The 15,367-nt window shown below is 42.9% G+C and carries 11 protein-coding genes; 8 read left to right on the top strand and 3 right to left on the bottom strand.

All coding sequences use genetic code 11. The features are described 5' to 3' along the window. Positions 1 to 2: 2 nt before the first annotated feature. Together dnaX and A587_RS0113335 are read left to right on the top strand one after the other, a co-directional pair. Positions 3 to 2,330 (top strand): DNA polymerase III subunit gamma/tau, encoded by a 2,328-nt coding sequence (dnaX, locus tag A587_RS0113340; RefSeq protein ID WP_017218002.1) that lies wholly within the window; start codon positions 3 to 5, stop codon positions 2,328 to 2,330. Positions 2,331 to 2,393: 63 nt separating this feature from the next. After that, positions 2,394 to 2,720: a YbaB/EbfC family nucleoid-associated protein gene (locus A587_RS0113335; RefSeq protein WP_010368987.1), complete on the top strand. Its 327-nt coding sequence runs from the start codon at positions 2,394 to 2,396 to the stop codon at positions 2,718 to 2,720. Between the two features lie 124 nt (positions 2,721 to 2,844). Here A587_RS0113335 and A587_RS0113330 read toward each other — a convergent pair whose 3' ends face one another. Next, positions 2,845 to 5,367 carry an amidohydrolase family protein gene (locus tag A587_RS0113330; RefSeq protein WP_017218001.1) on the bottom strand — a complete coding sequence of 841 codons (2,523 nt, stop codon included), beginning with the start codon at positions 5,365 to 5,367 and terminating at the stop codon, positions 2,845 to 2,847. Positions 5,368 to 6,017: 650 nt separating this feature from the next. Here A587_RS0113330 and A587_RS24735 point away from each other — a divergent pair. Then, positions 6,018 to 6,644 carry a DUF3592 domain-containing protein gene (locus A587_RS24735; protein WP_232288065.1) on the top strand — a complete coding sequence of 209 codons (627 nt, stop codon included), beginning with the start codon at positions 6,018 to 6,020 and terminating at the stop codon, positions 6,642 to 6,644. A 125-nt stretch (positions 6,645 to 6,769) separates the two neighbouring features. Then, positions 6,770 to 7,345, top strand: coding sequence for a rhomboid family intramembrane serine protease (locus tag A587_RS0113320; protein WP_017217999.1), 576 nt, complete (start codon positions 6,770 to 6,772; stop codon positions 7,343 to 7,345). A 50-nt stretch (positions 7,346 to 7,395) separates the two neighbouring features. Here the strand turns inward: A587_RS0113320 and A587_RS0113315 are convergent, their stop codons facing one another. Beyond that, entirely contained in the window at positions 7,396 to 9,471 is a 2,076-nt protein-coding gene (locus A587_RS0113315) for a M13 family metallopeptidase (RefSeq protein WP_017217998.1), read from the bottom strand. 270 nt (positions 9,472 to 9,741) lie between these two features. Between A587_RS0113315 and recR the strand changes: the two genes are divergently transcribed. Beyond that, the gene (gene recR / locus A587_RS0113310; protein ID WP_017217997.1) at positions 9,742 to 10,341 is read left to right on the top strand and encodes a recombination mediator RecR; all 600 of its coding nucleotides are present in this window, start codon (positions 9,742 to 9,744) and stop codon (positions 10,339 to 10,341) included. A gap of 167 nt (positions 10,342 to 10,508) precedes the next feature. Then, a complete protein-coding gene (gene htpG / locus A587_RS0113305; RefSeq protein WP_017217996.1) occupies positions 10,509 to 12,422 on the top strand; it encodes a molecular chaperone HtpG in 1,914 nt (637 codons plus the stop codon). Positions 12,423 to 12,520: 98 nt separating this feature from the next. Here htpG and tpx read toward each other — a convergent pair whose 3' ends face one another. Further along, on the bottom strand, positions 12,521 to 13,102 hold the full coding sequence (gene tpx / locus A587_RS0113300) for a thiol peroxidase (protein ID WP_017217995.1): 582 nt from the start codon (positions 13,100 to 13,102) through the stop codon (positions 12,521 to 12,523). Positions 13,103 to 13,303: 201 nt separating this feature from the next. On the opposite strand from tpx, the gene A587_RS0113295 reads away from it, so the two are divergent. Both A587_RS0113295 and A587_RS0113290 read left to right on the top strand, forming a co-directional pair. Beyond that, the gene (locus A587_RS0113295; RefSeq protein WP_010375391.1) at positions 13,304 to 14,308 is read left to right on the top strand and encodes a response regulator; all 1,005 of its coding nucleotides are present in this window, start codon (positions 13,304 to 13,306) and stop codon (positions 14,306 to 14,308) included. 2 nt (positions 14,309 to 14,310) lie between these two features. After that, entirely contained in the window at positions 14,311 to 15,285 is a 975-nt protein-coding gene (locus tag A587_RS0113290) for a sensor domain-containing diguanylate cyclase (RefSeq protein ID WP_010375394.1), read from the top strand. Positions 15,286 to 15,367: the final 82 nt, after the last annotated feature.

Raw genomic sequence — 15,367 nt, 5'->3', positions numbered from 1 at the left:
GCATGAGCTATCAGGTTCTGGCGCGAAAATGGCGTCCGCAAAACTTCCATGAATTAATGGGGCAGGAGCATGTTAAACAAGCTCTGGTCAACGCACTCAATGAAAAGCGTTTACACCATGCCTATTTATTCACCGGAACACGTGGTGTGGGCAAAACAACCATTGCTAGGATCTTTGCTAAAAGCCTTAACTGCGAACAAGGCGTTACTTCAACGCCTTGTGGTCAGTGTAGTGCCTGTACTGAGATTGAAACTGGTAAGTTTATCGATTTAATCGAAATTGATGCGGCTTCTCGTACAAAAGTTGAAGACACGCGAGAAATCTTAGACAACGTACAATATGCACCAACTCGTGGTCGCTACAAGGTTTATCTCATCGATGAAGTGCATATGCTGTCGAAGCACAGTTTTAATGCGCTTTTGAAAACCTTAGAAGAGCCGCCAGAGCATGTAAAATTTTTGCTCGCCACAACCGATCCACAAAAGTTGCCTGTGACTATTCTGTCTCGTTGTTTGCAGTTCAATCTGAACGCAATGACACAAGGACAAATAGTTGAACAGCTAGAAAAAATCCTCCCGTTAGAGCAAGTTGTCTTTGAACCGGTAGCGCTACAAACGTTAGCGAAAGCCGCTGATGGCAGTATGCGTGACGCACTAAGTTTGACTGATCAGGCTATTGCACAAACAAATGGCAATTTAACGGTGCCTGCAGTGCAATCTATGCTGGGACTGATGGATAGTGCTCATGCGGTCATTTTGCTGTCTGCAATTTTATGCCACGACGGTGAAGCCTTACTCAATGCGATTGAAAAAATAGCACTACAAAATGGTAATTTTGTTAGTGTGCTGGACGATTTAATTGCGTTATTGCATGTTATTCAGCTCACTCAACTCGTGCCTAGTGCTGCGCGATTATCAAATTTTGATAACAACGACATTAAGCTATTTGCCGAGCAGTTAGCACCGCAACAAGGCCAGTTGTTGTATCAACTGCTGTTAAATGGCAAAAAAGACCTGAAGTGGGCACCTGAGCCTAAACTTGGGTTTGAGATGGTCATGCTGCGCTTAATGGCGTTCGAAAAAGAAAGCCATAGCGTAGTGCCTTCCGCTCCTGTGAGCCAAGAGACTGCTGAAAAGCAAAGCAAAGTAGGGGATTTACGAGCGCTGTTAAAAAAGCCAACGGAAGATAACGCTACGGTAGCGGCATCACCTCAGGTACAGCCGACAGCAACACCTACATATGCACCAGAAGAAACGACATCAACCACGCAACAAACAACACAGTATGAGCCGGTGTCGCCAACGCCTGCTGCGCAAAGCCAAGCACCAGTCGCCTCTGTGCCATCTGAGGCGGAGATGGCCAATCAATACGACAGCATTATGTCGCAGGCGGTAGAGCAGGGGTTCCAAGAACAAGTTCCTGCACATCATCATGAAAGTGCGCCAGTTGATGATGCTGCATACGCGCAAATGGCATCACAAAACCAAGAGGATTGGTCTCGACCTGAGGTGCAAAATCAAAGCGCTTCAGAACCTGCTGCTACAGCAAGTGTTACCGAGCAGCAAAACCAAGCCCAGTCAGCAATAGCACGAATTTTAAAAAATCGAAATATCTCTGGAGCTGGTCGATTGGTGGGAGTCAATGGTGAGGTAAAAAAGTCTGAGGCGCCTAGTGCGCCAATGCCAATAGAGCAAGCGCCAGCCACGACGGTAACCACACCTGAGTATCAGCCTGAGCCGCAACGCGCACAGCCCGCTGCACCTCGCTTAGCACCAAAAAAGCAAAAGAAAGAAGCGTTTCAAGAGCGCCATAAACCTATTACGGAAAATTTAGCGCCAGAATTGCTAGAGCAGTTATCGCCGGTAAAACAAGATGATAACGAACAAAGTATTCAAGTGGAGATCCCTGCACCGGAAAACTTTGTTAGTCCAATCAGTGACATTAAGTTTGCTCACCAAAGCGACGATTGGGCAAACATGATTGAAAAGATGCAATTAGGTGGTCGAATTCGCCAGTATGCATTACACAGCGTGATAACACAGCAAGGCGCGCAGGTACAATTGCAAGTAGATGCGAGTCAACAGCACTTAGACTCCGCAGTGCTGAGAGAGAAACTAACAGAAAGCCTAAGCGCATTACTCGAGCAGCCAATCGCGCTTGAGATTAACTATATTGACACGGTAAATAACACGCCGTTTTTGGTACAGCAGCAATTAGATGAGCATAGGCTTGTCCAAGCTAAAGCGGCGATGCGAGACGATCCACTCGTCAGCGCATTTGTCCAAGAATTTGACGCAATGCTTGACGAAAATAGCGTTCAGGCATTGTAATTAAGGGCGTTAGCCCTTATCTTTTATCACAGTAAACCAAATTGAAGTATAAGAGAGCAGAATATGTTTAAAGGCGGAATGGGCAACATCATGAAGCAGGCGCAGCAAATGCAAGAGCGCATGGAAAAAGCCCAAGAAGAGATCAAGAGCCTAGAAGTAACAGGTGAAGCAGGCGCAGGTTTAGTTAAAGTAACTATGCTTGGTAGCCACAACGTACGTCGCGTAGAAATCGACGAAAGCCTAATGGAAGATGACAAAGACATGATCGAAGACCTACTAGCCGCTGCGGTAAACGATGCAGTTCGTCGCGTAGGTGAAGAAACGCAAAAGCGCATGTCAGAAGTCACCGGCGGCATGCAAATGCCCCCAGGCTTCAAAATGCCGTTCTAATTTAGGATCCTATAAGGAAGCGCCAGTTGGCGCTTTTTTTGTTTGAAATTTACAGATATCAATCTTTGAATAGGGTCAGTGAGGCTGACCTTATTGATTACTGAATGGCAGCGTAAAGCCCTTTTTAATTCAATGTGCTGCTATTGCGACATTTAGAAGCTAAGGTTTTAGGCGTGTAGTCTGTAAGGTTTTTAGCTTTGCCTAAATCTTCGAGATCGACCCATGTCACCTCGTCACCATTTATAAATGCACATTCCACATTGATGGAGTGGATGCTCTCAGGCGTGGTTTGAAAATCCATTAAGTTTTTATCTAAAACTATCAAGTCAGCTATTTTGCCAACTTCAATTGAACCTAGCTTATGGGAGAGGTTATGTTGCATTGCAGGAACAATAGTGACGGCCTTTATCGCATCTTGTATTGATAAGTTACTTTTTCCGTCTTTATTTGTACCTAAATACTTTCCTCTGGATGCTAAGAATGGATACTCCCAAGTGTGGCGAGTCATGGCTTGTTCAATAAACCATAGTGGGAATAACGGACTGATACTCAAATCGCTATGTAACGAGAAGGGGATCCCTGCGGCGAGCTCTTCTTCCATAGGGTCGATTCTATTGCCTTGTAGATCTCCTAATTCATTCCTCATTGATGCTCCCCAGTAGGCCACATGGGCGATTAAATGACTGGGTGTCAAATTCGGAAACGTTTCGCGAGCTTTGAGGTATTTATAAATTGTTTTATTTTCTTTCGTACTTTCATCTATATCATTCACTGTGGAATGAATAATTGTGTGAGCTAGATCAGTAAACGTCTGAGCGACCTGTTTCTCTTTACATGTTGAGGTGTGACGTTTTGCATCACCTGCCATTTGAGTTAGCGCATTAAGTGAATCTGATATAGCTTGATCACCATTTGCGTGAAGATTAAAGTACCAAGGCTGATGTACGCTGCTGTCACAGGTGGGTAAAAATCTAGAGAGATTTTGGACAATTTCGTTTTTGGTATAATCAACATGACCCTTGCCAAACGTGTCACAAAGTCCTGCTTCAGAGTAATCAGTACTTAAATTTGCGCTACAGCCTTGGGTAGAGCCATCTGAGAGTAGCTTAATGCCTTGCGCTGAGTACATACCGTTAAAAGCTTTACTTTCAAAAGGAATATAATCACATTCACTGGGGTTTTTAGGATCATACACACATTGAGCGCGAGCGGCTGTTGCCTCGTCTTGATAGTTGCGCCAATCGTACACAGAGCGAACTCTTGCGGCCGGTTGCAGTTGCTCCATGAGAACTAGATTGATGAAATCGTCTTTCATTTCTGTTGTTGAACCACCGTCTACTAACATGGTTACCCCCTGTTGCGATGAAGTATTGAGCAAGTACTTCATTTTCATCAAAACCTCTTCATTTTCATCTTTATCATATTTAGCTAGCTCCGGTTGCGCTGTATCTAGCGGGCAGCTGGTTGCAGGGGACGTATTTGGTGCATGGTGTACGAGTGCTGAAATGTCTTTGCTACTAGTGCCTTTTGCTCTTAAAATGGAATTAATAAACAGCATATACGCACTTGGTTCTTTGATGAGGCCAGAGTACTGCCACTTTTTCGAGTCAATCTCTTTGTACTTAGCATTATTCACTATATCTAAGTCGCCATCGCTGAAGCATAAGGTTTTCACGATAAACTGACTGGTTTTTACGTCTTGTTCTGTACCTTCACAAGTCAATGTGTAATCCTCGACGGGGAGTTTAAAGTCAGGGTTCTCTTTTTCAAACTCATCGACTTTTGCTTGAGAAATCATGTCTATCTGTGCTTTTTTGACCACTGTATTGCACAAGCCCACTTGCTCAAATGCAGACATATTGGCGTACGCTAAATGCCCTGATTGGTCAGTCATAAATATAGCTTTGTTACTTTGTGCCGTTTTTAATTTTTGGTTGTCAATTTCGTCAATAGCTTTCATTGGGTATGCAAAAAATTCTCGATTTTCGTTTATACGCTGATCGAAAGGCCTCTTGGCATACTCTTCTTGGACCATTCGTGACGGATCAAGCCCATTTCCAATGTACCATCCAACTTTATTAACATGGTCAATTACAAATGGCGGACTTGTTGTTACTTTTGCTATTGCTTCATCTAGGTATATAAAGCAGTGCCCCTGTCCATCTTTCGCACTTGAAGCCTTCTTATTCGGATAGTAAATCCAGCCGTAATCTTTAGAGAGCTTTTCTTGATATTTGTCTGGCAGACAAGGCATTAAATTTTTTACTCCACTCATTTGCGCCGTTGATTGTAAATGGGCATGAGGTTCTATGAATCCTGGCATTAAGGTTCTGCCATTTAAATTGAAGTAAGATATCTTGGTTTTTGGAGCATGGTTTCTAATTGTTGCTAGCTTCTCCTTTGCGTCGTCGACTGAACCGACGAATGTAATCACACCATTTTCGACCAACACCGCGGGATTTTCATCTGCTCCTAAAGAGAAGGGTTTTTTGCTAGCAACAGTGATAATATTGCCACCGAAAAAAAGACTGACCTTAGCGCTAACATCTTCGTCTTTTGGTTTATCATCGCTGTTATTTGTTGAACTCGAGCACGCCGAAATCAATAAGGCAGCTGCGAAACATGGGATTATATTACGCTTTTTCATAAAGTTTCCTTTGAAAATTATCTAGATAACGCTATTAAGTAGCTACAAGTTCTGGCTAGCACTCTCATACAGTCAGAAATTAAATGTAATTTTATAGTTAATTTTTCAAGGTAGTAATTACACTAAGTTACGCGCTATTACAGCAATGTTGAGTAGCTACATTTAGACCGCAAAAGTAAGCACTGAACTATGTGACAGGTGTTAAGCAGGCTCCCTTTAACCTAAATGTTTTGGGTTATCTTGAGACCGCATAATTTTACTAGCGAGCTGCATAACATGGCGGGATCAGCTACAGATATCGAAGTGAAGTTTCACGAGTATGATTGAACTGAGCATTAAGAAAGTTGAAATAGATGATGAAAAACGGTCTAATAGGCCATAAAGGATACGATGTTAGGTCAGGGAATGAGCGCAGCTGTAACGATATAGCTTGTAAATCAACGCAAGTGAAGTCGCTCGCCTTAATTTTCTCTCGCCGCTTAAATAACGTCTACATTCTAGGTCGAACTAGTTTAGTCTGATCCAACAACGCGTTATGCATACTACGCATATTTAATTTATAAAATCATTCCAGCAAAAAGGAGTTGCTCGTGATAGTTAAATACATTTTCACTCTGATTGGGTCCGCACTGTTAATCGGATCGCTTTTTATGTACAACAGTACCCAAGACTTCCTAGACCGTGCAATCATTACCGAAGGCACAGTGGTAGACCTTATTCGTTCCCAGTCTGAAGACTCGGATACCTATGCTCCTTTCGTTAAATTCCGCACCAAAAATGGCGAAATAGCGGAGTTTGTGTCCTCTACTGGGGGCGGTCCTAACAGATATTCAATAGGAGAGGTTGTAAGCGTCGTTTATCTAGAAGAATCAATCGAAAAAGCTGAAATTAACGATACTTTCTCGCTTTGGGGCGGAGTTATGATCCTAGCTGGAATAGGCTCTGTATTTTTCCTTATTGGACTTTCAATTATCTTATTTGGCGCGTCAAAAAATAAGAAAGTGAAGTATCTAAAGGAAAAAGGGACACCAGTGGTGGCTAAGTTTCAGAGTGTTGAAGTTAACCGTAGAATAGAGTTTAACGGCAAAAACCCTTACCAAATTTGTGCACAATGGAGAAACCCATCAACATCGCAATTGCATATTTTTAATAGTGATAATATATGGTTTGATCCAACCAATCACATAGACCGAGAAGAGATAACGGTGTTAATTGAAGAAGGAAATCCGAGCAAATACCATGTGGATATTTCATTTCTCCCAAAGGTCGCGTCTTAATCTTATGAAAGTGGACGGATCGTAACTACAACACTAAGTATGTAAAGTTCACTTGGACTGAGTTTGCAAATCTATTCGAAATAGCGCTTAATAAGGCGCTATTTTTGTCTGTATATGGAAGTAAGATGAGTAAACGTGCACTGGTTTTTCCGCCCAATTTTAAGTTAGTTTTGTACGCGATGGCAGTGATGTGTCTCGTACAGGTGTTAGGTGGTATTTTTGGCTTACCTGTCTATCGTTTTGGGATTGTACCGCATAATGTACATCATTTGAGTGGTGTGTTAACCGCGCCTTTTATACATGGTAGCTGGGGACATTTGCTGAGTAATTTGCTCGGCTTAAGTATTAGCGGCTATTTGGCAGCCCGATTACCGAGGTTTAAGCGAGCAACTTTTTTTATTATGGTTGCTACAGGACTAATGGTGTGGCTGTTTGCTGGACATGCTAATCACATTGGTGCATCAGGCATTGTAATGGGTTACTTTGGCTTACTGCTGGGTGCTGCGCTATTCAATCGCGATGTGCTTGGCATTGTTAGTTTTGTAGCTCTGCTGGTATTGACTTACTATGCTAATATTAGCTTTTTAGCGACATTATTTGATTTTTCGGCACAGACGAGTAGTTCAAGTCATATTTTTGGCTTTTTAAGCGGATTATGCGGGGCATACTTAACCAAGCAAAAGCGTATTGCTCGGCGTTAAAGCAGCACAACCTACCAGTGACGGCAGGTCATGCTTTGGGATTTAAGTTATTACCAAATACGCACGCGCTCTTCAGGTGCTAGGTAAAGTTTGTCACCCGGTTTAACGTCAAACGCTTTATACCATGCATCATGGTTGCGAGGTGCAAGCGCTCTAAATTGACCCGGTGCGTGTGTACCTGCGCGTAGCTGGTTTAGCATGCTTTGCTCTGTACGCTTTTCTTTCCATACTTGTGCCCAAGCAAGGAAGAAACGTTGATCGCCAGTCAAGCCATCAATCACCGGTGCTTCTTTGCCGTTTAGGCTCAGTTTATATGCATGATAAGCCATTGCAAGGCCGCCCACGTCACCGATGTTTTCGCCAAGGCTGTTACGACCATTCACAAAGTTACCCTCAATAGGCTCATATTGGTTGTACTGTGCCGCGAGCTTGTCTGCTTTTTCTTCGAAAGCAGCGCGATCTGAATCGGTCCACCAGTTACGTTGAATACCGTTGGCATCTGATTTAGAACCTTGGTCGTCAAAGCCGTGGCCCATTTCGTGCCCTATCACCGCGCCAATACCGCCGTAGTTTACTGCAGGATCTGCATTTGGGTCGAAGAATGGCGGTTGTAGAATTGCCGCTGGGAAAACGATTTCATTAAACGAGCTGTTGTAGTAGGCGTTAACGCGTTGTGGTGTCATACCCCAGCGGTTACGATCTGTTTTTTCAAGCTCTTTGGCGATGCTGTCATTGCGGAAAAACTCACGTAGGTTTTTCACATTCGTCATTAAGTTATCACGGGTTAGGATTAACCCATCAAATGATTGCCATTTGTCAGGGTAGCCAATCTTAGGAGTAAATGCGGCAAGTTTTGCTTGAGCATTTACTTTTGTTTCTTCACCCATCCAGTCTAGGCCTTCAATCCTTTCACCGAGCGCGGTGCGTAGGTTTTCAACCAATTCTGACATTTGTTTTTTAGAAGACTCAGGGAAGTAACGGGCAACGTAAACTTTACCAATTGCAAAGCCAAGCGAAGTAGTACCAGACATTTCGCTGATAGCGCGTTTCCAACGAGCACGTGGTTCTTGTTGACCACTTAAATGTTTGCCATAAAATTCAAAGTTAGTATTGAAGATATCTTCAGACAGCAGCGACGCATTGCCGCTAACTGCATGATAAGTTAGATAGTCTTTCCAAACGGCCAAGTCTTCAGAGTTGATAAGCGCAATCATTGCTTTGATCGGCTCTGGCTGAGACATATTTAGCTGAGGCACTTTGTAGCCTGTTTCAGCAAAATATAAATCCCAATTAAAGCCTGGGTATAGTGTTGCTAGCTCGTCACGTTTAACTTGATTTAATGTCAGGTCACGGTTTCTGCGTTTTTCACGTGGCCAGTGGCCCTCAGCAATTTTAGTTTCAAGTGCAAGAATGGCTTCTGCGCGCTCAGTCGGTTTGTCTTTACCCGCAAATTTAAGCATATCGGCAATATGTGCAACGTATGCTTCGCGAGTTTTAACGAAACGCTCTGCTTCTTCTAAATAGTAAGAGCGGTCTGGTAGTCCAAGTCCGCCAGCACCCATCGACATCTCATATTTATTTGGGTCTAGACGGTTAAACCACATACCACCGCCTATCGGCGCATTGACGCCAGTTAGCCAAGATTGTCCAAATGCTTTGGTGAGGCCGTCAGTGTTGCTAATGGCGTCAATGTCAGCAAGTAGTGGTTGAATAGGTTTGATACCAAGCTTATTTAGGGTTTCCACATCCATATAAGCATTGTAAAAATCGGCAATCAGCTGCTCTTCGGCATTAAGGTTTTTACCGTTAGCAATTTCTTCGATAATGGTTTTTACTTGTTCTTCACTGCGTTCAGCAAGTGCTGAGAATGCACCAAAACGCGTTTTGTCTGCTGGCATTTCGTAGTTTTTGTACCAAGTGCCGCTGGCGTACATAAAGAAATCATCGCCTGGTTTTACACTTTCATCGCGTGCACTAAGGTCAACACCAAAGCTGCCAAGTTCAGCCTTACCAGTTGCTACAGCTGCGTTTTCTGTTTTTTGGGCTTCACTTGTTGTGACTTGTGGCTCAGAGCATGCCGTCAGCATGATGGCTGTAAGCGCACTCGCTATTATCGTTTTTTTCATTATGTAGTCTCTATTTGGTTCGAGAAGTAGGCCCGACAGCTGTGTTATTGTACTTACTATCGGGAATGGAGCCATTGTCGAGCGAATACGCTTTTGCTGCAAGCATTTGAGTCGAATTGTTGGGAAATTCGCGATGAATGTTTTTTTAAACTGTAAAAGGAGTGGAAGGGTATGAAATAGGATCAAGCTTTAAATCAACAACAATATCCCTTATCATTTCGGCATTGTTATCAGTGTTTTTGCACTGCATGGGCCACAAGAAACGAATTTATGCAATTATCACCAAGTTTAACGGCGCTTATTGAAGCGCTGCGTTGTTTACCTGGCATTGGGCCTAAGTCCGCGCAGCGTATTGCCTTTCATTTATTAGAGCGAGACAGAGAGGGCGGCAACCAGCTGGGGCAAAGCCTGACGCATGCGATGCAAGCCATTGGTCATTGCTCAAGCTGCCGAACATTTAGTGAGGTTGAGGTGTGTGATATCTGCCAAAGTATCAAGCGCCAAGACACAGGGCTGCTTTGTGTGGTTGAATCACCAACGGATGTATTGGCGATAGAACAAACGGGCCAATTTAATGGCCTGTATTTTGTACTGATGGGGCATTTATCGCCTCTGGATGGAATTGGCCCCAATGAAATCGGCCTTGATGTTCTTGAGCGTAAGCTAAGTGCTGGCAATATTAATGAAGTTATCTTAGCGACAAACCCAACGGTGGAAGGCGAGGCAACGGCACATTATATTTCTGAGTTATGTCATAAATATCAGGTTGAAGCGTCACGTATTGCCCATGGTATGCCTGTCGGCGGTGAGCTTGACCTTGTAGACGGTATGACGTTAATGCATGCGTTTAGCGGGCGTAAGAAGCTCTAATCTTAACGTTTCTTGCTAAAAGCCCTGTTTTTGGAGCAATTGAATCTAAAAAAACAGGGCGATTTGTTAAAAATTTTGTTCAGTCTCTTGAAAGTTTTTTCTCCTCCCCCATATACCTAGCATATTGATAAAGAACACTGCATTAATTGCTTATATTGGAGAGAACAATGTCCGCAGCTCAAAAAGAAACATTAGGCTTTCAAACAGAAGTCAAACAATTATTAAACCTAATGATCCACTCTTTGTATTCAAACAAAGAGATCTTTTTACGCGAATTAGTATCTAACGCTTCAGACGCGGCTGACAAACTACGTTATTTAGCTTTGCAAAATGGTGACCTGTACGAAGGTGACGCAGAGCTACGTGTTCGCTTAAGCGTAAACAAAGATGCAAAAACCATTACCATTTCTGACAATGGTATTGGTATGACGCGTGACGAAGTGATCAGCTCATTAGGTACCATCGCAAAATCTGGTACAGCTGATTTCTTTAAAAACCTAACAGGCGACCAAGCAAAAGACTCGCAGCTGATTGGTCAGTTCGGTGTTGGTTTCTATTCCGCATTCATTGTTGCTGATAAAGTAACGGTTCGTACGCGTAAAGCGGGTGAGTCAGAAGCAGTGGAATGGGAATCGCAAGGTGAAGGCGACTTCACGATTGCTGAAATCGAAAAAGCAGAGCGTGGTACAGAGATCACACTGCATCTTCGTGAAGAAGAAAGTGAGTTCCTTGAAACTTATCGCCTTCGCGGTATTGTGACTAAATACTCAGATCACATTTCAATTCCTGTTGAACTTTATAAAGACCCAGTTCCTGAATCTGAAGGTCCAGATGGTGAGAAAATTGAAGCGCAACCTGGCGAGTGGGAAGCGATCAACAAAGCCACAGCACTTTGGACTCGCGATAAATCTGAGATCAGCGACGAAGAATATAAAGAGTTTTATAAGCATGTTGGTCATGATTGGGAAGAGCCACTCACTTGGGCACACAATAAAGTAGAAGGTAAAACTGAATACACCAGCCTACTTTATATCCCTAAAAAGGCACCTTTCGATTTATACAATCGTGAGCGTCAAGCTGGCCTTAAACTTTATGTACAACGCGTGTTCATCATGGATGACGCTGAGCAGTTTATGCCAAGCTACCTGCGCTTTGTTAAAGGCTTACTAGATTCTAACGATTTACCTCTTAACGTATCTCGTGAGATCCTACAAGACAACAAGATCACTCAAGCTATTCGTAAAGGCTGTACATCTCGTGTTCTTAAAATGCTTGAGCGCATGGGCAAAAACAAACCAGAAGATTATCAGGCATTCTGGAATGAGTTTGGTAATGTGATCAAAGAAGGTCCAGCTGAAGATTTCGCAAACAAAGATGCTATTGCAAAACTATTGCGCTTTAGCTCTACGCATACTGATGAGAAAACGCAAAACGTATCGCTTGAGCAGTACATTGAGCGCATGAAAGAAGGCCAAGATAAGATTTACTATGTTGTGGCTGATAGCTTTGAAGCAGCAAAGAGCTCTCCGCATCTTGAAATCTTCCGTAAGAAAGGTATTGAAGTTCTGTTGCTGTCAGATCGCGTTGATGAGTGGATGATGAGCCACCTCACTGAATTCAACGAGAAGCCACTTCAGTCAATCACGCGTGGTGACCTTGACTTGGGTGATATGGATGATGAAGAAACGAAGAAAGCACACGAAGAAAGTGAGAAGGAAGTTGAAGGTCTAGTTGAGCGTGTGAAAACAGCACTTGGCGATAAAGTGAAAGAAGTACGCTTTACGCACCGCTTAACAGATTCTCCAGCGTGTGTGGTTGCAGATGATCATGATATGAGCTCGCAAATGCAAAAGCTAATGGAGCAGGTGGGTCAAGCCGTGCCTGAGTCTAAGCCGGTATTTGAACTTAACCCAGAGCACCAATTGGTTAAGCATTTGAATAACGAACAAGACGAAGACAAGTTTGGACAATGGGCAGAAGTACTACTAGACCAAGCAATGCTTGCAGAGCGTGGTAGCCTGAAAGATCCAGCGGGCTTTGTAAGCCGTCTTAACAAGCTAATGCTAGATCTACAAAAGTAAAATTAATTAAGTAATAAATTAGTATAACGAATTGAAAAAGCCGGTCATTGTTAAGTGACCGGCTTTTTTGTGTTTATTGATGAGAGTATATAGTGAGGCTATAGACTCTTCAGTGCGCCAACGACTTCTTCGTAGTTTGGCTCTTTTGCTAAATTTTCTACCAGCTGCTTGTAAACAATTTTGTGTTCCTTATCTAGCACAAAAATCGCACGACTGAGCAGGCCCATATCTTTAATCAACAAACCATAGTTTTCACCAAAAGAATGCCATACGGCGTCTGATAGTGTTTTAACCTTGTCGATATTTTCTGCTTTGCAAAAGCGCTTTTGCGCAAACGGCAAGTCCGCACTAATCGTCAACATGGCAACATCTGGAAATTGGCTTGCTACTTTCTCATTAAAATGTTTTGTTTGTAGGCTACAAGTACCAGTGTCTAGGCTCGGTACGACACTAATTAAAATTGCACGACTTTCAAAGTCTTTCAGGGTAACAGGGCTGAAGTCAGCATCGGCAACCTTAAAATCCGGTGCAGCCTGACCTTGCTTTACACCATTACCAAGCAATACCACCGCTTTACCTTGCGCTTTTACCTTGCCCATATCTACCGAGTTTTCAGGTAAATCATAAGCCAATGATATCGCACTAAACAGACCACTCGCTAAAACTAACGCTTTCAGCATAAAGTATTCCTTTTGAAGTTAACTTAATTGATTTGAGTGTATTATACTGACAGTAACTAACCAAGCTTAAGTGACATTTAGATTGTCAAGATGGCGTCATTTTATTAACATATGTCGCAATTTTAAGCTTTAATCTCATAATTATAACTAAAACTTCCCGACATCGTGCCGATACGCATGGGAAACAGAAAGAGAGCTTGTATGTCAACACTAGTCCTAATTTGTGACGATTCAAAACTTGCCCGTCGGCAGCTGGCGCGTTCATTGCCAGACGACTGGGACATTAAAGTAGAATTTGCAGAGAATGGACTCGACTGTATTAAACAAATCAAAGCACTCTCTCCAGAGATTCTATTCCTTGATCTAAATATGCCGCAGATGGATGGCTACGAAGTACTGCAAGCCATCAGCGAGCAAGATTTATCTGTGCTTACTGTCGTTGTTTCTGGCGACATTCAACCTAATGCGCACCAACGAGTGATAGAACTCGGCGCTATTGATTTTATCCGTAAGCCCTGCGATGCAGCTAAACTTGCTGAAATTATTGAGCATCATGGAATAAAAGACAAAGCAATCAGAGAAAGCTTGGTTCATAAACTTGGTGAGCAGCTAGACCCTGAGATCCGTGATATCTATCAAGAGCTTACAAACGTTGCTATGGGGCAGGCGGGTGATTTGTTGGCGCGATTGCTAAACGTATTCGTCGAACTACCTATTCCCAACGTCAACGTACTCGAAGTCAACGAGCTGCATATGGCACTGCAAGCGATTGATGCGAGCGCGACTACGTCGGGCGTTTGCCAAGGTTTTATTGGCGGTGGAGTTTCCGGAGAAGCGCTGCTACTGCTCAATGATTCTAGTTTCAAAGAGATCGCGTCTTTGATGAATTATCATGGCGATCTTAATACCAAAGTTGAGCTTGAGCTTTTAATGGATATTAGCAATATCTTGATTGGCGCAATTTTAACGGGATTATCTAAGCAGCTCGATATGTCTTTCAGTCAAGGGCACCCAGTGGTGCTTGGTCAACATTGTGATGTTGCTGAACTTGTGAAAGCCAACAAAGCGAGATGGCAAAGAACGCTCGCTATAGAGATTAGCTATGGCATTGAGCATCACAACATTAACTGTGACCTTATGCTGTTATTCACAGAAGACTCACTTAAAACATTAAAATACAAAGTAGCCTATTTATTGGATGATTAACTATGCCTGCAGCCGATTTTGATATGAATGAAATCCATTGGTTAATGGATATGTTTAACACCGTAGATGTTGGCTTGGTGGTACTCGATCGCGACTACAAGGTATGTATATGGAATGGTTTTATGGAAAATCATTCCGGTTTATTACCGAGTGCGGTTAAAGATAAAGACATTTTTGACTTGTTCCCAAGCATTGATGAGCAATGGTTTAGATCAAAAGCTGAACCTGTATTCGTGTTAAAAAATCGATCGTTTACTATTTGGGAGCAGCAGCCGTATATTTTCCGATTCAAAAATTATCGGCCTATCACAGGCAAAGCTGATTACATGTATCAGAATGCGACCTTTATCCCGTTGACCACAGTGACGGGAGATGTTGGGCATATTTGTGTGATCATATACGATGTAACCGACGAAGCAATCAATAAGTTAGAACTTGAATCGTTGAATAAACAATTAGAAAAAATTAGCCGCACAGACAGTTTAACGCAATTGCATAATCGCGGTTTTTGGGAAGAGAGCCTAAAGCAAGAGTTTAAGCGCTTGAAACGTAATCAGGGTCAAAGTGCACTTCTTATGTTTGATATTGACCACTTTAAGCGAATTAATGATGAATACGGTCATAGTGGTGGAGATGAGGCTATACGCCATATCTCAGACTTACTACGCAAAACACTGCGAGAAACAGATACTGCAGGCCGCTACGGCGGTGAAGAGTTTGCGGTGACTTTGCTCGACACAGACGTAAAAGGTGCAATCACTTTCGCTGAAAGGTTGCGCTCGTTAATAGAGAACTCATCAATTTACTACGATGAGCAGCAAATCAAGATTACCGTTAGTCTTGGCGTTGCCGTGTACGAAGAGTCGTTTGAAAAACATGAGCAATGGATTGAGGCGGCAGACAGCGCGTTGTATGTTTCTAAAGAGGGCGGAAGAAATCGGGTAACTGTATACTCTGAAGACATGGCCAGCGAGTAAATTTATCTTTATATAGTGGCTTTAGCGCGGCGCGGTTCTATTCATATTGCCACTTTATAGTTTTTACCCCACTAACTTTTTA

The sequence above is a fragment of the Pseudoalteromonas sp. NJ631 genome (assembly GCF_000276645.1).
Lineage (GTDB): Bacteria > Pseudomonadota > Gammaproteobacteria > Enterobacterales > Alteromonadaceae > Pseudoalteromonas > Pseudoalteromonas piscicida.
This window is presented reverse-complemented; position numbering and strand designations above follow the sequence as displayed.